The organism is Tessaracoccus sp. MC1679, from assembly GCF_014164775.1.
In the GTDB taxonomy this organism is placed as follows: Bacteria; Actinomycetota; Actinomycetes; order Propionibacteriales; family Propionibacteriaceae; genus Arachnia.
In genome coordinates this window covers 407,227-423,587 of the sequence record NZ_JACJGB010000002.1, presented here as the reverse complement: position 1 = coordinate 423,587, position 16,361 = coordinate 407,227, and the positions used below count along the sequence as shown (strand labels likewise).

17 protein-coding genes and 1 pseudogene are annotated in these 16,361 nt (G+C 69.0%); 8 read left to right on the top strand and 10 right to left on the bottom strand.

Annotation, left to right across the window (positions count from 1 at the left end):
- Nucleotides 1-27: 27 nt before the first annotated feature.
- The 7 genes from H5398_RS05195 to H5398_RS05165 all read right to left on the bottom strand — a co-directional run bounded on the left by H5398_RS05195 (nucleotide 28) and on the right by H5398_RS05165 (nucleotide 6,426).
- Nucleotides 28-1,617, bottom strand: a complete 1,590-nt coding sequence (locus H5398_RS05195; RefSeq protein ID WP_220489137.1) for an extracellular solute-binding protein — start codon at nucleotides 1,615-1,617, stop codon at nucleotides 28-30.
- A 26-nt stretch (nucleotides 1,618-1,643) separates the two neighbouring features.
- Entirely contained in the window at nucleotides 1,644-2,585 is a 942-nt protein-coding gene (locus tag H5398_RS05190; protein WP_182783335.1) for a carbohydrate ABC transporter permease, read from the bottom strand.
- A 5-nt stretch (nucleotides 2,586-2,590) separates the two neighbouring features.
- Nucleotides 2,591-3,568 carry a sugar ABC transporter permease gene (locus H5398_RS05185; protein WP_182783336.1) on the bottom strand — a complete coding sequence of 326 codons (978 nt, stop codon included), beginning with the start codon at nucleotides 3,566-3,568 and terminating at the stop codon, nucleotides 2,591-2,593.
- A complete protein-coding gene (locus H5398_RS05180) occupies nucleotides 3,565-4,590 on the bottom strand; it encodes a LacI family DNA-binding transcriptional regulator (RefSeq protein WP_182783337.1) in 1,026 nt (341 codons plus the stop codon). Before H5398_RS05180 ends, H5398_RS05185 begins: the two co-directional genes overlap by 4 nt.
- Nucleotides 4,591-4,893: 303 nt before the next feature.
- Nucleotides 4,894-5,205 carry an alpha/beta hydrolase gene (locus H5398_RS05175; RefSeq protein ID WP_370586054.1) on the bottom strand — a complete coding sequence of 104 codons (312 nt, stop codon included), beginning with the start codon at nucleotides 5,203-5,205 and terminating at the stop codon, nucleotides 4,894-4,896.
- Nucleotides 5,163-5,993 (bottom strand): alpha/beta hydrolase, encoded by an 831-nt coding sequence (locus H5398_RS05170; RefSeq protein ID WP_182799235.1) that lies wholly within the window; start codon nucleotides 5,991-5,993, stop codon nucleotides 5,163-5,165. Before H5398_RS05170 ends, H5398_RS05175 begins: the two co-directional genes overlap by 43 nt.
- Nucleotides 5,971-6,426, bottom strand: coding sequence for a MarR family winged helix-turn-helix transcriptional regulator (locus H5398_RS05165; RefSeq protein ID WP_182783339.1), 456 nt, complete (start codon nucleotides 6,424-6,426; stop codon nucleotides 5,971-5,973). The genes H5398_RS05170 and H5398_RS05165 overlap by 23 nt, the downstream gene beginning before the upstream one ends.
- Before the next feature lie 102 nt (nucleotides 6,427-6,528).
- Between H5398_RS05165 and H5398_RS05160 the strand changes: the two genes are divergently transcribed.
- Nucleotides 6,529-8,403, top strand: a complete 1,875-nt coding sequence (locus H5398_RS05160; protein ID WP_182783340.1) for an ABC transporter ATP-binding protein — start codon at nucleotides 6,529-6,531, stop codon at nucleotides 8,401-8,403.
- A 15-nt stretch (nucleotides 8,404-8,418) separates the two neighbouring features.
- On the opposite strand, the gene H5398_RS05155 is transcribed toward H5398_RS05160, so the two are convergent.
- The gene (locus tag H5398_RS05155; protein WP_182799234.1) at nucleotides 8,419-9,252 is read right to left on the bottom strand and encodes an ABC transporter permease; all 834 of its coding nucleotides are present in this window, start codon (nucleotides 9,250-9,252) and stop codon (nucleotides 8,419-8,421) included.
- Nucleotides 9,249-10,169 (bottom strand): ABC transporter ATP-binding protein, encoded by a 921-nt coding sequence (locus tag H5398_RS05150; protein ID WP_182799233.1) that lies wholly within the window; start codon nucleotides 10,167-10,169, stop codon nucleotides 9,249-9,251. The genes H5398_RS05155 and H5398_RS05150 overlap by 4 nt, the downstream gene beginning before the upstream one ends.
- A 275-nt stretch (nucleotides 10,170-10,444) precedes the next feature.
- On the opposite strand from H5398_RS05150, the gene H5398_RS05145 reads away from it, so the two are divergent.
- The 5 genes from H5398_RS05145 (at nucleotide 10,445) to H5398_RS05125 (ending at nucleotide 13,906) form a co-directional block, all read left to right on the top strand.
- Complete coding sequence (locus tag H5398_RS05145; RefSeq protein WP_182799232.1) at nucleotides 10,445-11,689, top strand: sensor histidine kinase; 1,245 nt, start codon at nucleotides 10,445-10,447, stop codon at nucleotides 11,687-11,689.
- On the top strand, nucleotides 11,689-12,402 hold the full coding sequence (locus H5398_RS05140) for a response regulator transcription factor (RefSeq protein WP_182799231.1): 714 nt from the start codon (nucleotides 11,689-11,691) through the stop codon (nucleotides 12,400-12,402). The genes H5398_RS05145 and H5398_RS05140 overlap by 1 nt, the downstream gene beginning before the upstream one ends.
- A gap of 162 nt (nucleotides 12,403-12,564) precedes the next feature.
- The gene (locus H5398_RS05135; protein WP_182783345.1) at nucleotides 12,565-13,020 is read left to right on the top strand and encodes a hypothetical protein; all 456 of its coding nucleotides are present in this window, start codon (nucleotides 12,565-12,567) and stop codon (nucleotides 13,018-13,020) included.
- Nucleotides 13,021-13,044: 24 nt separating this feature from the next.
- On the top strand, nucleotides 13,045-13,440 hold the full coding sequence (gene trxA, locus H5398_RS05130; protein WP_182783346.1) for a thioredoxin: 396 nt from the start codon (nucleotides 13,045-13,047) through the stop codon (nucleotides 13,438-13,440).
- Between the two features lie 73 nt (nucleotides 13,441-13,513).
- Nucleotides 13,514-13,906 (top strand): DUF302 domain-containing protein, encoded by a 393-nt coding sequence (locus tag H5398_RS05125; protein ID WP_182783347.1) that lies wholly within the window; start codon nucleotides 13,514-13,516, stop codon nucleotides 13,904-13,906.
- A 7-nt stretch (nucleotides 13,907-13,913) separates the two neighbouring features.
- Here the strand turns inward: H5398_RS05125 and H5398_RS05120 are convergent, their stop codons facing one another.
- Nucleotides 13,914-14,768, bottom strand: a complete 855-nt coding sequence (locus H5398_RS05120; RefSeq protein WP_182783348.1) for a cytochrome b5-like heme/steroid binding domain-containing protein — start codon at nucleotides 14,766-14,768, stop codon at nucleotides 13,914-13,916.
- 109 nt (nucleotides 14,769-14,877) lie between these two features.
- On the opposite strand from H5398_RS05120, the gene H5398_RS05115 reads away from it, so the two are divergent.
- Both H5398_RS05115 and H5398_RS17705 read left to right on the top strand, forming a co-directional pair.
- Nucleotides 14,878-15,966: an LCP family protein gene (locus H5398_RS05115; protein WP_182799230.1), complete on the top strand. Its 1,089-nt coding sequence runs from the start codon at nucleotides 14,878-14,880 to the stop codon at nucleotides 15,964-15,966.
- Nucleotides 15,963-16,325, top strand: a pseudogene (locus H5398_RS17705) (VanZ family protein); the annotation flags it as partial. The gene H5398_RS05115 and the pseudogene H5398_RS17705, both read left to right, overlap by 4 nt.
- Between the last annotated feature and the right edge of the window lie 36 nt (nucleotides 16,326-16,361).

Here is a 16,361-nt window from a genome sequence, read left to right as displayed (position 1 = left end):
ACCTCGTCGGAGTGGGAGGGGCGGGGATCAGGCGCTCTTGTAGCGGTCGTAGGCGCCCTGGTAGACCTCGACCACCTTGGACAGGCCCATGGACTCCAGCTGGGCAACGTAGCCGTCCCACTCGGTGTCGATGTTGCCGTCGACGATGAACGATGCGAACTGCCGACCCACGTAGGTGTTGATCTCGGTCTGCGCGTCGGCGATCTGCTGGAGCTCCTCGTTGCTCAGCATGACCGGTGGGTAGGCGTCGTTCGCGCGGTGCGGCTCGTAGAACTCGCGGCACATGTCCTGGCGCTCCTTGGCGCGGGGTTCGGGCGCCACCACGGTCTCGAAGTGCTCGCGGGTGGTGATGCAGGGTCCGCCGGGGGCGACCTTCTGCCGGCGCTCGCCCTCCGACTCGCCCTCCTTGGCCGGGATCTGCACGAGGATGCCGGAGGCGTCCTTCTGCAGCGTGACCCCGATCGGGCCCCAGCGGGTCTCAGCGGACATGACGGGGTCGTAGAGGCGGTCGGCCCACCGCATGGTAGCGGCCGGGTACTTGTTGGCGCTGGTGATGGCGAAGGCGCCGCGGTTGATCTCCGCGTAGTTGGACACCGACGCGCGCTGCTTGCCGTCGAAGCCCTTGAGGACGCCGACGTGGGCGTAGTCGCCGGCGCGGTCCTCGCCGACGGCCTCCTTCATCTCCCACCAGATGAACGAGCCGAGGCTCATCGGGTCGGCCTTGCCCTTGGCCAGGTAGGTGGGGTCGTCCTGAGAGAAGCTCTCGGGGTCGATCAGGCCCTCCTTGTACCACTCGCCGAGGCGCTTGACGGCGGTGCGCCACTCCTCGCGCGCGGCGGTGAAGATGACCTTGTCGTCCTGGACGATGCGGTGGTCGTTGTTGTCCGGCAGGCCGCCGATGGCGGCGATCAGGTCGGCGACGTTGGCGCAGAACGAGTCGACGCGGAACGACAACGGGATCGCGCCGCGGGCCTTGTACGCCCGGAGGGCCTCCTCGTACTCGTCGATGGTGGTGGGCACCGGCAGGCCTGCCTCATCGAGCCAGGTCTTGTTGACGAAGAGGAAGTTCGGGAAGGCGAGGATGCCGAGCTCCTCGACGGCGGGCAGGGTGTAGATGTGTCCGTCGGACGCGGTGATGGCGCCCCGGATATCGGGGCGGGCGTCGAGGATGCCCTTGAGGATCGGGGCGTGCGCGTCGATGAGCTCCTCGAGCGCGATGAGCGTGCCGTTTGAGCCGTTGGTGACCACATCGAAGTCGCTGAGGCCGGTGTTGAACAGGGCATCCGGGAGGTCACCGGAGGCCAGCATGAGGTTCTTCTTCTCGGCGAACACGTTGTCCGGGAGGTTGTCCCAGGAGATGTCGATATTGGTGTCGGCCTTCCACCGCTGGACGAGCTCCATCTCCTCGTACTCGGGGGCGAGGGCGGACTTGGTGCCGGAGAACACCAGGGGGAGCGCCTTGTCCGTGATGGGGAGGCCCTCCTGGTTGAAGCCGAAGGCGTCGGACTCGTCGGCGGGCAGGCCCCCGCCGTCGGAGCCGTTTGAGCAGGCCGCCACGAGGCCGGAGGCAGCCAGAGCCGCGATTCCGGTGAGGATGCTGCGTCGCTTGATCATCATTGATGTGTCCTTTCGGGAGGGTGGGTTCACTTGAGGGCGCCGAGGGTGGCGCCCTTGACGAAGTACTTCTGGAGGAAGGGGAAGATGATGAGCAGCGGCACCGTGGAGACGACGATCATTCCGTACTTGATCAGCTCGCCCAGGCGCTGTGCCGCTGCGTAGGAGTCGATGGATCCGGTGTCGAGCGAGGCCGAGGCCTGCGACTCGACGAGCACGTTGCGCAGCACCAGCTGGAGGGGATACATCGTCTCGTCGTTGAGGTAGATCATCGCGTCGAAGTAGGAGTTCCAGTACGCCACGATGTGGGTCATCGCCATCAGCGCGATGAGCGGCTTGGTCAGGGGAAGGGCGATACCGAAGAAGAACCTGAAGTCGTTCGCGCCGTCGATCTGGGCAGCCTCCCTCAGCTCCGGGGGGACGTTGGTCTCGAAGAAGGTCCGGGCGATGATGAGGTTCCAGACGCCGACGGCGCCTGGAAGGATGACGGCCCACATGGTGTCGAGCAGCCCGAGGTCGCGCACCACGAGGTAGCGGGCGATGAGGCCGCCGTCGAAGAACATCGTGATGACGAACAGGATCATGAAGAGGCTGCGGCCCGGCATGTCGCGGCGGGACAGCGCGTACCCCGTCGTCAGTGTCACCGAGACGCTGACCAGGGTGCCGACGCCGGTGTAGAGCAGTGAGTTGCCGAAGCCGCGGAGCATCGCGTCGTTGGCGAACAGCGTCTCATACCCCTCGAGGGTGAATCCCTGGGGAAGGAGCCAGACTCTGCCCTGTGCGATGAGGTTGGGGTCGCTGACGGATGCGATGACGATGAAGTACAGCGGGTAGATGATCATCAGGACGGCGATCACGAGGATGCCGATGCTGACGATGTTGAACAGCGGATCGGCCATGCGGGTGGCGAACCCGTCTCGGGGCTTCGCCAGTGACGACGCCGGGGGCAGGGGTGCAGTGGTCGTGGTCATGTGGCTCACCAGAGAGAGGATTGGTTGGCCTTCTTGGCGACGAAGTTGAACGTCACGAGAAGGATGAGATTGAGCACCGAGTTGAACAGCCCGATGGCGGCCGAGTAGCTGAACTGCGCCTGCTGGAGGCCGGCCTTGTACACGTAGGTGTTGATGATCTCGGAGGTCTCGAGGTTGAGCGGGGTCTGCATCAGGTAGACCTTCTCGAACCCGAGGTTGAAGATGCTGCCGATGGCCAGGACGAAGAGGATCGTCACCACGGGCAGGATGCCGGGGATGTCGATGTGCCAGATCCGCCGGAACTTGTTGGCGCCGTCCATCTTGGCCGCCTCGTGCAGGGAGGGGTCGATGGCGGTGAGTGCCGCGAGGTAGATGATCATCGAGAAGCCCGCGTTCTGCCAAACGTCCGAGCCGATGTAGAGGGGTCGGAACCAGTCCGGGTCGCCCATGAAGAAGACGGGCTCGCCGCCGGAGAGCTCGATGACGTTGTTGACGATCCCGGCGCCCGGGCTGAAGAGCAGGAAGATCATGCCCACCACGACCACGACGGAGATGAAGGACGGCGCGTAGAGGACGGTCTGCACCATCTTCTTGAACCGCGGCGAGGAGAGCTGGTTGACGATCAGCGCCAGGACGATCGGCACCGGGAAGGCGACGAGCAGGCCGACGGTGTTGATGGTCAGGGTGTTGACCAGGAGCTCCTCGAACTGGAACGAGTTGATGAACCGCTCGAAGTGCATGAGCCCCACCCAGGGGCTGCCTGTGAAGCCGTCAGCCGGGTTGTAGTTGCGGAACGCGATCTGCGCGCCGTACATCGGCCAGTACTTGAAGATGATCAGGTAGATAAGGCCGGGAGCAAGTAATACGTATAACTGCCACGAGCGAAGGATCGACGTGCGGCGCGAGACGCGTCTTCGCGGGGGAGGGGGCGCATCGGCTGCGCCGGTCGGAAGGGTTGGTGGGGTGGCGGTGGTGGTTGTCATGCGGGCACCTTTGCGAGCGCGACGGAATCGCGGGTCTGAAGGGAACATTCGACGGCGAGCCGCTTCGGCGCTGAGCTCCGGCTCAGCACTTCGGCGACCGCGAGGCGCCCCATCTCCACGAGCGGGAGCTGGAACGTCGTGAGGCGCGGGGAGAACATCGGGGTCAACAGTGACTGGTTGTCGAAGCCGACGATGCTGACATCGTCGGGGACGGAGAGGCCGAGCTGGTAGGCGGCGTGGTAGGTGCCGAGCGCCGTGCGGTCGTTGCCGCAGAAGATGGCGGAGGGGCGGTCTGCCTGGCGCAGAAGCTCCGCGCCGAACGCGAGCCCGTCCTCATAGGCGCCGTTGCCGTAACGGACCTGGCGTGGGTCCAGTACGAGCCCGGCGTCGGCCAGGGCGTCGGTGAACCCCTGAAGGCGGCCGGCGGCGGCGGGGAGCGACGAGCCCTCGGGGCCGATGTTGATCATGGCGAAGCGACGGTGGCCGGCGTCGAGGAGGACCTCGGCGGCCGCGCGGCCACCGGCCACCTCGTCGGGGAAGATGCTGGTGACCGAGCCGGTCAGGTCCTGCGAGTTCACGCAGACGGTGGTGGTCGCGGCCAGCGTGGCTGGGAGCTCGAAGCGGCGGTGATACATGGACGCGTAGATCACGCCGGCCACGCGGTAGGACTGCATCATGGAGATGGCCGCCCTCTCGAGGCGCGGATCACCGGTGGTGTCGACGGTGAGCAACACGTACCCCTGCCGCCAGGCCTCCTGCTGGGCGCCCAGGATCATCTCGCCGGCGAACGGGGTAGTGGCCACCTCGTCTCCGATGAGGCCGATCAATCGCGACTTGCCCTCGCGGAGGACCTTGGCGTGGACGTTGGTCCGGAAGCCGAGATCCTTGGCGGCGTCGAGGACGCGCTGGGCGGTGGCGGCGGAGACACGCCCGGACTGGGTCCCGTTGAGCACCATGGATACCGTGGCCTGCGACACGCCGGCGGCTGCGGCGACATCGTTCATGGTGGGCTGGTTCTCCATCGAACACCTCCTCGGGGGTTATGCGTATAACGAGACATTAGACGCACTCGGCTTGTGTGTCAACCCCTGGGTTCTGCCGCGTTGGTCCCCAGCCAATCAGCCCCCTGGGGGGCGGGGTCAAGGGGCCGGCGCGGCCGTTGTGCCTCTAGATCGCACTCTTGGCTCTGCAGTGGGTCGAGGGTCGATCTGGAGGAACGCAGGCCGCGGAATCCTCCGCCGGGTCCATGGCTCGGCTGCATTTGAGCGCGCTGATCTACCGTCTCGGATCGTTGGCCGGTCAGGTCCAAGGACGCCGGCATCCGCTCAGAGAAACTCCAGGATGGCCGCAACCGTTTCGGCCTGGGCCTCCTCGCGGGTGACCTCAGCAGTGCCGTCGCCGCTCTGCGGTCCGTAGTTCCCGAAGTGGGCGTGGACTCCGCCGTCGATCACGACGAACTCGGTGTCGGCGGGGAGGTTCGCCCTGCTCGCGTCGACGTCGGCGGGAGTGGCGAGGCCGTCGTTCCTCCCCGACACGCTGAGCACGGACAGGTCCGACCCGGAGAGGTCGCCGATGGGGAACGACCCGAGCAGGATCAGGCCCGCGGCGCCGTCGTCGACGGCCTGCTGTGATCCCACCGCTCCGCCCAGCGAGTGACCTGCCACCACCCATTCAGCGACGTCCGGAAATGCGGCCTCGGCACGCGTGACCACCCGGGCGCGAGGAAGGCGATCCCGAGCGGCGGCTTGGCGATGTAGACGGGGTGGCCGGCCTGCGCCAGGGGAGTGAGGAGGGGGATGTAGGCGCGCGGGTCCACCAGGGCGCCGGGGATGAACGCGACGCCGGCGCCCTGCGGCTCCGCGTCGGCGGCGGGGTCGAGGCGGATCGAGGTGGAGTCCGAGGTGAGCACCACTCCCGGTGGGTTCTCGATGCTCGCCGCGTCCTCGACATCGACGGGATACGGCGCCAGCCAGAAGGTCGCGGCGGCGAAGCCGGCGCCCAGCGCGGCGGCGGCCCAGCGCCGGATCGTCCGTGCGGTGCCTGGCTTCGGCGTCGAGCCCCTGGCGCCCCACCAGAGCAGGCTCGCTCCGAGGGTCGCGGCGATGACCAGCCACAGCAGGTAGGCCCAATGCCCGGCCACGACGGCGCCGCCGGCCTTCAGCACGCCGGCCACGACCGCCACCACAAGAGTCGCGCCCGGCAGTATTCGCGTCCACACCATTGCGCAACCGTAGCCGCGACCCTCGGCGCAGGTGTGAAGCGTCCAGCCGCGGGGCAGCAGGCCCCAGTCCTGCTCACGGCCTGCGATCCGACCCTTCGAGACATCCCACGATCGCTGCGCGATGCGGGATTCCTCAGGGAGCGATGGTGGGGTGGGCAGGGAGGTGCCCACTGGCGGCGATTTACCGCGGGAGATGCTCCCCATGAGGCCCAGCCAGCAGCGTCAGGAGCGCGGCGAGCTGGTCCTGCTCGGCCGGCGACAGCACCGCGAAGTACTCCTCGGAGCGTTCCTTGCGCTGCGACATCACCGCGTCGTGGATCTCCAGGCCGGTCGGGGTGGGGGCGACGATGACCGCGCGGCGATCGCCCGGGTCCGGGGTGCGGTCGACGAGGCCTGCAGACTCCAGCTGGTCCACCACCTCGGTGGCTGAGCGCGGCGCGATCCGCAGCCGCTCCGCCAGGTCCTTGAGGCGCAGGCCGCCGTCGGCACGCGCCAGCGTGTGCAGCGCGCGCCACTGGAACGGCGTGATCTCCCACGGCGAGAGCTGGTCAGCCCAGGAGCTCCGCAGCCCGCGGAAGGCTGCGTGAAACAGCGAGCCCAGGTCCTGCGGCTCGTGAGCCGGGTGCGAGGTGTCCATCTCGCCAGCCTACTGCAGAGTTGCCCTCCAGCCTCATAGTGAGGTAACCTCAGTAATGCGTGCGAACCACTCCACGCCTTTCTCGCAGGAGGTCGATGCCTCATGGCAGCACCCCACACTTCACCCGGCGGCGGGTCCGAAGGCGGGCGCGGTCCGGCCCGGGTCAACCCCGCTGACAAGCGCCAGCTCGCCCAGCACCCCGTCGATCTGCGGCGCGTCGCCGCCCTCTTCGCCCCCCACAAGCTCACGATCCTCATCGTCGTGCTGCTGATCAGCGCGTCCTCGATCGTCGGCCTCGCGCAACCGTTCCTCGTCCGAGGCGTCATCGACGACGCCCTCCCCAACCGGGACCTCGGCCTGCTCGGCCTCCTGACCGGCGCGATGGTCGCGGTGGCGGCCGTCACGGCCAGCATCGGCGTGATCCAGACCTGGCTCGCCACCCGGATGGGCCAGCAGGTGATGCACAGCCTGCGCACGTCGCTGTTCACCCACCTGCAGCGTCAGTCGCTGGGCTTCTTCACCCGCACCAGCGGCGGCGACGTCCAGTCCCGTCTCACCCACGACATCTCCGGCATGCAGTCCGTGGTGACCAGCACCGCCACGTCGGTGGCCTCCAACCTCACCACCGCCGTCGCCACCGCCGCCGCCATGGTGGCGCTCTCGCCCCGGCTGTCGCTGATCTCCCTGGTGGTTCTCCCGCCGGCCATCTTCCTCAGCCGTCGCGTCGCCCTGCTGCGCCGCGACATCACCAGCCAGCGCCAGCGCGAGCTCGCCACCCTGCACACGCAGGTGGAGGAGGGGCTGTCCGTCTCCGGGATCCGGCTGGCCAAGACGCTCGGCACCACCGGCCGCAACGGGGAGCTGTTCACCGAGTCTTCTGACCGCCTCGTCGGCTTGGAGTTGCGCTCGCAGCTCGCCGGTCAGTGGCGGATGGCGACGATGGGCATCATCTTCGCGGCCATCCCGGCCGCCATCTACCTCGCCGCCGGCTTCCCCGCGGTCTCGGGCGGCATGACCATCGGCACGCTGGTGGCGTTCACCGCGCTGCAGACGAGCGTGTTCCGGCCCGTGATGGGCCTGCTCAATGTCGGGGTCCAGTGGGTCACCGCGACCGCTTTGTTCAGCCGGATCTTCGAATTCCTCGACCTTGTCCCCGAGGTCCAGCCGCCTGCCCGCCCCGTCCGCCTGGACCCCTCGGCGGTCCGCGGGGAGGTGCGCTTCGAGGGCGTCGCCTTCTCCTACGGCGACGGTGCCCCCGTGCTGCGAGGCATCGACCTGGCCATCCCCGCCGGCACCACCACCGCCGTCGTCGGGCCCACCGGGTCCGGGAAGTCGACGCTCGGCGCCCTCATCCCGCGCCTCCACGACCCCTCCGTCGGCCGGATCACCATCGATGGCGTTGATGTACGTGACATCGCGCCCGAGGACCTTGCGGGCATCGTCGGCGTGGTCAGCCAGGAGACCTACCTCGTGCACGCCACGGTCCGGGAGAACCTCCTCCTTGCTGACCCGGCTGCCGCTGAGGACCGCCTGTGGGAGGTGTTGGAGTCGGCGCGGATCTCGGCGCTCATCGCCGGCCTGCCCGACGGTTTGGACACCATGGTGGGCGCGCGCGGACACCGCTTCTCCGGCGGCGAGCAGCAGCGGCTGGCCATCGCCCGGACCATCCTGCGCAACCCCCGGGTCCTGGTGCTCGACGAGGCCACCAGCGCTCTGGACAACACCACCGAGGCCGAGGTCCAGCAGGCCCTCGACCGGCTGGCCGAGGGCCGCACCACCCTGACGATCGCGCACCGCCTCTCCACCGTCGAGCATGCGGAGCAGGTGGTGGTCCTCGAGGCCGGCCGGATCGCGGAGCGTGGCACCTACGCGGGGCTGCTCGCCGCGGGCGGTGCCCTCGCCAGGTTGGCCGCCCGCCAGCGGGCCGAGCAGGTCAGCGTGGACGAGGCCGGCGGGGGGCTCGCCCACGCGGCGTGAGCGTGGCCTGGCTCCTCAGGCGTCGCGTCTGCGGAGCAGGAATCCCGCGATGACGAACGTTACGGCGATGTAGGCCATGAAGACGCCGAAGCCAGCCCAGGGACCCAGCGCCTGAGGCGCGCCGTCGACGACGGCGGTGACCTCGGGCGCGACGATCCTCTCCCCGGCGATCGCGGGCAGGTACGGGTAGCTCGCAATGAACCAGTCCGACGTCATCATCAGCAGCTGCCACAGGCTGGTGAGCATCAGCAGGACGGCGAGCGTGAGCGTCAACGCGCCCGCGGTGCGCCGGATGATGGCCCCGATTCCCAGCCCGAGCAGCCCCACCCCCGCGAGGTACAGCCCGCTTCCCCAGAAGATCCTCTGGACCTCCGGGTCGGTGAGGGGAGCTGCGCCGTCAGCGCCGAGCAGTGGGTAGCTGGCCAGGTAGGACACCGTGACGCCGGCGATCCCCAGGAGAAATCCGACGACGGCCACGAGAACCGCCTTGGCTCCGAGCGCTGAGAGCCTGGTGGGGACCGCGGCGAACGTGGAGCGGATCATGCCGGTGCCGTACTCGCCGGTGATCGTCAACACTCCGAGCACAGCGACGACGACCTGGGCGAACGTGTAGCCCATGCCGATCGCCATCCGCCCGTCCGGGCCCCCGTCGCCCTCGGTCATCGTGGCGGCGAACCCCGTCAGGACGGCCATCAGCAACATGGCCACCAGCGTGGCGGCCACCGTCCAGTAGGTGGAGCGCAAGCTCCACATCTTGATCCACTCCGAGTGCAGCACCCGGATGAACGAGACCGGTTTGACCGGCACCCGTGAGGTGGAATCGGAGCGGCTGATGAGGTCGGTGTTCATCGGAGTTCCTTCGTGGTCGTTGTCTGGTACTCGACCTCGTCGCGGGTGAGGGAGAGGTAGGCGTCCTCGAGTGAGGGATGTTGGGGTGTCAGTTCGTGCAGGGCCAGTCCCTGACCTGCGGCGAGGTCGCCGATCTGCGCGCAACTCAGCCCCTCGACGGACAACTGGGTGGGCCCCAGTGTGGTGACGGTCGCCCCGTTCGTGGCGAGGAGTTCTGCGACGCTCGCCCCGCGAGGGGCGACCACCCGGACGACTGTCTGGGTTGCCGAGGCGATCACGTCGCGGATGGGGCCGGAGGCGATGATCCTCCCGCGGCCGATCACGAGGAGTTCATCGGCGGTCTGGGACATCTCGCTCATCAGGTGCGACGAGATGAAGACCGTCCGTCCTTCAGCTGCCAGTTGCCGCACCATCGTGCGGACCCACTTCACGCCCTCGGGGTCGAGTCCGTTGACCGGCTCGTCGAGGATGAGCGTCTCCGGGTCGCCCAGCAGGGCGGCGGCGATCCCCAGCCTCTGACCCATGCCCAGGGAGAACCCGCCCACCCGCTTGTCGGCCACGGCGTCGAGCCCGGTCATCCCGATCACCTCGCGGACGCGACGTGACGGGATGGCGTGGGTGGCGGCCATGGCGCGCAGGTGGTGGTAGGCGCTTCGGGCGGTGTCCACGGCTCTGGCGTCGAGCAGCACCCCCACCTCCCGCAGCGGAGCCGCGTGGGCGGCGTAGGGCTTGCCGTTGACGGTGACTGAACCCGCCGTCGGCCGGTCGAGGCCCACGATCATGCGCATCGTGGTTGATTTGCCCGCGCCGTTGGGGCCCAGGAAGCCGGTCACCGTCCCCGGCCGCACCTGGAACGACACACCGTCGACAGCCGTCTTGTCCCCGTAGCGTTTGGTGAGCCCTCGCGCTTCGATCATCATTCTCCTTCGTGGAACCGGGTGGCGCAGGGGGCGGCCACCGTGTACTTCGACGCTACGGCGATGGCCCGCGGCACACATCGCCCCGGGGGCCGTGCTTCACCCGGCCGCACCTACGCCTCCCGGGCCAGGGTCTCCACCTGGAGGTGGACGCGGGCTTGACGGGGGTACCCCTCCAGGCCGGTTCCCCGTCGGACCCCGCCCGCCCCGGAAGGGTCTGAGAGGATGGTTGGGGACAGCTCCCGAATCGACCCGCACCCACCGCAAGGCTTGTCATGACCGAATCGACGGCGTCCAGCCCGACGACGGCGCGGGCGCGCGCCTGGCTGACCGCCTCCCCGCGACGGATGGACCTGCTGAGCGCCGGCACGCTGCTGGTGCTGGCCGCCGTGACCAGCACCGCGCCCGGGGTCGACCTGTCCGCCACTGAGTTGACGGTCGCGGTGGCCGGATCCGTCATCCAGTCGGCGGCCCTCCTGTTCCGCCGTCGCGCCCCGCTGGTCGTGCTCGCGGTGAGTGTCGCGGTGCTCGTGGTGACAGCGGTCGTCACCGGTGATCCGGTTGCCTCGGAGCTCGGCGTGGCCTTCGCGGTCTACGGCGTCGCGACGCAACGCCCACCTGCCGTGACCTGGGCAACGTGGGCGGCCGCCCTCGGGGCGGCATTCGTGACCTACCTGGCGAGGCTGCGGCCACCCGTCGGCGCTGAGCCTCCAGGCTCGTCGGAGCTTTTGCTGACCACGATGGTGGGACTGGTGCTGGTCACGGTCGTTGCCCTCGCGCTGGGGCTCACCGTGAGGGGGCACCGGGGACAGGTGGCTGCCCTGGAGGAGCGGGCCCGGCAACTCGCGCTCGAGCAGGAGCAGCGCGAGCAGCTGGCCGCGGCGGCCGAGCGCACGCGGATGGCCCGGGAGATGCACGACGTCGTCGCGCACTCGGTGGCGGTGATGGTGGCTCTCGCCCACGGTGCAGCCGCGTCCTTCGACAACCGCCCGGACCGGGCGCGCGAGGCCCTGGACGAACTCAGCAGCACGGGCCGGGCGGCATTGGCCGACATGAGGCGCATCGTCGGCCTGCTGCGCGACGAGCAGCCCGCTCCGCCGGGGGCTGACGCGGCGGGCACCGCCCACGAGCGACCGGCCGCTGACACTCTTCCCGCCCTGGTGGAGACGTTCGACAAGGCAGGGTTGCCGGTCGTTCTCGTGGAGCGGGGTCCGGCGCTCCCGAAGGACCCGCACCTCCGCCACGCGGTCTTCAGGGTTGTCCAGGAGTGCCTCACCAACGTGCTGCGGCATGCCCCTGACAGCGGACGCGTCCAGGTTCGTCTGGACAGGGCGCAGGATCATGTGACGATCGTGGTCGTCAATGCACGGGGCCGCGGCGAGACGGAGCCCACCGGTGCCGGGTACGGCCTGGCGGGGATCCGGGAGAGGGCGGCCGCCTTCCGTGGGACGGTGACCACAGGGCCAACGTCGGCAGGCTGGCAGGTCACCACCACGCTGCACTACGAGGAGGAGAGCTGATGAACGACCATTCCGACCCCGCATCACGTCCCGTCCCCAACCCCATCCGGGTGCTGCTGGTCGACGACCAGGCGCTCGTCCGGATGGGTTTCCGTCTTGTGCTGGAGTCGCAGCAGGATCTCGAGGTGGTAGGTGAAGCTGGTGACGGCGACACCGCGGTCGCCCTCGCCCACCAGCTCGGTCCAGACGTTGTCCTCCTTGACGTGCAGATGCCGGGACGCGACGGGATCCAGGCCACCGCGTTGATCACCGAACAGGTCCCTGCCTCGCGAGTGCTGATCCTCACCACGTTCGACCTGGACGAGTACGTCTACGCGGCGTTGCGGGCGGGCGCAAGTGGATTCCTGCTCAAGGACGCCCTGCCCGCAGAGATGATCTCAGCCGTCCGTGCCGTCGCCGCCGGCGATGCCGTCCTCTCGCCGCGGATCACCAAGCGACTCCTGGAGAAGTACGCCCAGCAGCTCCCACTCCCCAGCGCGGACAGGGACCAGATACGTCGACATCCGCGCCTGGCCAGTCTCACCGAGCGCGAGTTCGACGTCCTGGCCCACGTGGCGCGGGGCCTGACGAACGCGGAGATTGCGTCACACCTCGGCGTCTCCCCGGCCACGGTCAAGACCCACGTCGGCAGCATTCTGACCAAACTCGGAGTGCGGGACCGGGTCCAGGCGGTCATCATCGCCTACGAGACCGGGCTGGTGGCCTCGAGCTAGACCCGGGATCCGGACCTCGCACGGCACCCCTTTCTTGAGTGGGGATTGGGGGAGGGTAGACCGTCCTTGGTCCCACACGCTGCAAGGTGGTCCCAGCCCCGGGGTGGCCATGACCTCAGACCGACGATTTGGATACCCCCTGGGGTATGGCATACTGGTGGTGTGAGTACTTCAGGACACGACATCGCGCCCCGGACGCACCAGGTTCTGGGCGACGTGACGGTCGCGGCCAGCGGGCCGGCCTATTGGCGGGCGGCCTGGTCGCGGCGTCACACGGTGGCGGCGCTCGCCTCGGCCACGGCCCTGTTCGTGGCCTTGATCTCTGCCCGTCAGAATGCGCTGGGTGTTGATGCCCTGCCCGGCGCACTGGACCTGATCGGCCTGTCGCTGGCCGCGCTGATCGGCGCTGTCACGCTGGCCACCTACATTCCGCCTGTCGGGGTTGCCGCACGCGAGCACCTCACGGGCGGCTCATGCGGGATCATCCCGGCCGCGGCCACCCTGCTGGCTCCGGTCATGCTCGCTCAGGCCCCGGCCACCCTGTTCCCGATGGTGGTGCTCCTGGCCTGCTACGGCATGGCCGCCGCCAAGCGCATCACCGACCACGCATCCTGCTGATCAATCCCCTCGAAAGGAACCCCCATGCCCACTCTTGAACTGACCTCCGAGAACTTCGAATCCACCGTGACCAGCGAGGGGATCACCTTCGTCGACTTCTGGGCCGACTGGTGCATGCCCTGCCGCGCCTTCGCCCCCGTCTTCGAGAAGGCCGCCGACGCCCACCCCGATGTCCGCTTCGGCAAGGTGGACACCGAGGCCGAGCGCTCGCTCGCCGGCGCCGCGGAGATCTCCGCCATCCCCACCCTGATGGCCTTCCGTGACGGGATCCTCGTGTTCCGCCAGTCCGGCGCCCTGCCGGCGAAGGCCCTCGAAGAGGTCATCGACGCCATCGAGGCGCTCGACATGGACGACGTCCGCCGCCAGCTCGACGAGGCACAGGCCGCCGAGGCCCAGCTCGACGAGGCACAGCGCGCCTGACCCGCACGAATCATGCCCGCCCGCCGCGGGTTCGCGGCTGGGCGGGCATGATCTGTCTCAGGAGGTGCACCCCATGAGCTATGCACTGCGAATCGACCTGGAGCGCCCGTTCGACGAGGCCGTGGCCATGATCAAGGAGTCGCTCGCCGAGAGCGGGTTCGGGATCCTCACCGAGATCGATCTGAAGAAGACCCTGAAGAACAAGATCGACGTCGACATCGAGGACCAGGTGATCCTCGGCGCCTGCAACCCGCGCTTCGCCTACCGCGGCATTCAGGTGGAGCCGTCGCTCGGGTTGCTGTTGCCCTGCAACGTGGTGGTCCGGCACAGCGCCGGCGTCACGGTGGTGGAGACGATCGACCCGGAGACGATGGTGACCCTGACCGGAAACCCGGAGATGGAAGCCGTGGCGCTCGAGGTCCGGGCCGGCCTCAAGGCGGCGTTGGAGCGGGTCGCGGCGTCCTGACCCATCGTCAGGCGAGGGGGCCGAGGAGGAACTGACTGAGTCGCTGGTTCGGCAGGTCCGCGTCGCCGTGCTGGGTCCCGAAGGCCGTCGTGGCGTCGGTTCCGCAGAGCGGGATGATCCGCTCCGGACCACCGGGGTGCTGCGGGATCCAGTCCGTCACGTCGTAGACGAACCCGTTGACCGCCACCCAGCACGACTCCGCCGTGTTGTTCGCCTCGACCGTCGCCATCGAGTAGCCCTCCTCGGGCACGAACGTGCTGGTGGCCGGCGGCGTGCCGATCCGCGACGGCGTTGAGCTGGGCTCCGGCGCTGGCGTGCTCGCAGGGGAGGCGCTGGTCACCGCCGGCGCGGAGGATATTGACGGCGTCACTGAGGGCACAGAGGCTGACGCGCTCGGCGACACAGTCGCGGCCGGCGACGCCACGACCCCGCCCCACACCGCCGTCGCGCCCGAATGGCCGGCGCCCACGGTGAGCACCAGGATCACCACCGACAGCACCGCCGCGACCCACCCCAGTGCGCCCTGCGCCGCCGTCGGCTCCTCCTCGTCACTGTGGACCCACCACAGCCACCCCCCGGCGAGGACGAGGTAGGCCACGGAGGTGAACGCCAGCGCCGTGCCCCAGGTCTGATGCGTGGCAGGCAGGCCCACGCGCTCGGCCAGCGCGTTGCCGGCGAGCATCGCCACCACCGCCGAAGCCGACCCCACAGCCAGCAGGCCGAGCAGCACCAGTGCAAACCGTGGACGCCACCTCGGGACCGCGGCCAGGGCGATCACACCCAGCGCGACGAGCGGCAGGAGTACCACCACCGCGTGCACCACCAGCGGATGGAGAGGCAGGCCCAGCACGGTATCCAGCATGCAGAAAGGGTAGTCGGGACCACGTCGAGAAGGAACACCCCGCCGCCCGCGATCCGGCCGAGGACCCGCCCGTGTTGGTCCGCATTCCGCGACAGTGGACAATGGCCCCATGAAGAGAGCAGCAGACGAGCAGGGACTCGACGTCTTGGACGACGGCACCCCGCCTAGGCACAAGCGCCGCCGCGGCCCCATGTTCGCGCTTCTCATGGCCTGCATCGGGGTGCTGGTGCTCGCGCTGGGCGTCGCCGGGTACTACGCGGTCCGGGGCCTCTCGGCCCTGGACTCCATCGACCGCGACCAGCAGCTGACGCCCCAGGACTACGAGGGACGCCCGGAAGCGGCCACCCCCGCGCCCGCCGCGTCGGGCGAGGCCCAGACCGCGGCCCCCCTCAACTTCGTCCTCATGGCCAGTGACTCACGCGGCGACATCGAGGAGGGCCGAAGCGACTCCCTCATGATCGCCCACGTCACCGGCGACCGGCAGGCCGTCTACCTGGTGTCCTTCCCCCGCGACATGTGGGTGGACATCCCCGGACACGGCAAGGGCAAGATCAACTGGGCCTACTCCTTCGGCGGCCCCCAGCTGACCGTCCGCACCCTGGAGCAACTCACCGGGGTCCGGATGGATCACACGGTCCTGATCGACTTCGAGGGCTTCATCCAACTCGTCGACTCCGTCGGCGGCATCAACGTCTACAACCCGTGGGCCACCGAGCAGAACCCCGGCACCCGGTTCGAGGAGGGTGAGATCCACCTCGACGGCGAGCGCGCTCTGATCTACGTCCGCGAGCGCTACCCGCTCCCCAACGGCGACCTGGACCGCGCCTACCGGCAGCGCACCGTCGTCAAGGCCATCATCCGCGAGATCATGACGCCTGCCACGCTGGCCAACCCCGTCACCTTCTCCAACGTGGTGGGCCAGATGGCGGACACGATGACCGTCGATGACGGCATGACCAACCAGTTCGTCACCGATCTCGCGCTGTCCATGCGGCTCACCGGGACGGGTTCGATCGGCATGCTGCAGGCGCCTGTTTCCGGCACGGGCATGGTGGGCAGCCAGTCGGTGGTGGTCGTGGATGACGACGGCCTGGCCGAGCTGTCGCGGGCCCTCGCCGAGGACACCATGGACGAGTACCACGCCGCGAACCTCGACGGGTCGTTGGGCGAGGTGGCCGAGGTCGACCCAGAGGAGTGAGCCGCCCGCCGCGCCGCCGCTGGTGGGCCCTCGGGCTCGCCGTCGCACCCGCCGTCCCCATCGGATGGCTGGTGTTCGTGGCCGACGGCTGGACGATCAACAGGCTCGTGGTGGACATCTGGAGCCGGGCCGTGGCGTTGGGCGCGGACCTCACACCGGAGCAGACCGACGGCGTCCTCAACACCCTGATGCTGCTCCCGTCGGCCTTCTTCGCCTCGCTTTGGCTGCCGCGCGTGCGGTGGTGGGTCTGGGTGGCGCTCGGGGCGGGGGCCTCGGTGGCGATCGAGACGGTTCAGTACTTCACCGACCGCGACGCAAGCGGCCACGACCTGGCCTTCAACACCCTCGGCGCTGCCTTGGGCGCCCTCGCCGGCGCCGCCGTGAACAGGGCCGCG

What these genes read in the sequence shown, in the direction of transcription:
- H5398_RS05170 (WP_182799235.1), bottom strand. Translation starts at nt 5,993, where the DNA reads ATGGGGAGCATCTCCCGCGGTAAATCGCCGCCAGTGGGCACCTCCCTG.
- H5398_RS05160 (WP_182783340.1), top strand. Translation starts at nt 6,529, where the DNA reads ATGGCAGCACCCCACACTTCACCCGGCGGCGGGTCCGAAGGCGGGCGC.
- H5398_RS05195 (WP_220489137.1), bottom strand. Translation starts at nt 1,617, where the DNA reads ATGATGATCAAGCGACGCAGCATCCTCACCGGAATCGCGGCTCTGGCT.
- H5398_RS05125 (WP_182783347.1), top strand. Translation starts at nt 13,514, where the DNA reads ATGAGCTATGCACTGCGAATCGACCTGGAGCGCCCGTTCGACGAGGCC.
- H5398_RS05185 (WP_182783336.1), bottom strand. Translation starts at nt 3,568, where the DNA reads ATGACAACCACCACCGCCACCCCACCAACCCTTCCGACCGGCGCAGCC.
- H5398_RS05120 (WP_182783348.1), bottom strand. Translation starts at nt 14,768, where the DNA reads ATGCTGGATACCGTGCTGGGCCTGCCTCTCCATCCGCTGGTGGTGCAC.
- H5398_RS05180 (WP_182783337.1), bottom strand. Translation starts at nt 4,590, where the DNA reads ATGGAGAACCAGCCCACCATGAACGATGTCGCCGCAGCCGCCGGCGTG.
- H5398_RS05155 (WP_182799234.1), bottom strand. Translation starts at nt 9,252, where the DNA reads ATGAACACCGACCTCATCAGCCGCTCCGATTCCACCTCACGGGTGCCG.
- H5398_RS05150 (WP_182799233.1), bottom strand. Translation starts at nt 10,169, where the DNA reads ATGATCGAAGCGCGAGGGCTCACCAAACGCTACGGGGACAAGACGGCT.
- H5398_RS05165 (WP_182783339.1), bottom strand. Translation starts at nt 6,426, where the DNA reads ATGGACACCTCGCACCCGGCTCACGAGCCGCAGGACCTGGGCTCGCTG.
- trxA (WP_182783346.1), top strand. Translation starts at nt 13,045, where the DNA reads ATGCCCACTCTTGAACTGACCTCCGAGAACTTCGAATCCACCGTGACC.
- H5398_RS05140 (WP_182799231.1), top strand. Translation starts at nt 11,689, where the DNA reads ATGAACGACCATTCCGACCCCGCATCACGTCCCGTCCCCAACCCCATC.
- H5398_RS05115 (WP_182799230.1), top strand. Translation starts at nt 14,878, where the DNA reads ATGAAGAGAGCAGCAGACGAGCAGGGACTCGACGTCTTGGACGACGGC.
- H5398_RS05190 (WP_182783335.1), bottom strand. Translation starts at nt 2,585, where the DNA reads ATGACCACGACCACTGCACCCCTGCCCCCGGCGTCGTCACTGGCGAAG.
- H5398_RS05145 (WP_182799232.1), top strand. Translation starts at nt 10,445, where the DNA reads ATGACCGAATCGACGGCGTCCAGCCCGACGACGGCGCGGGCGCGCGCC.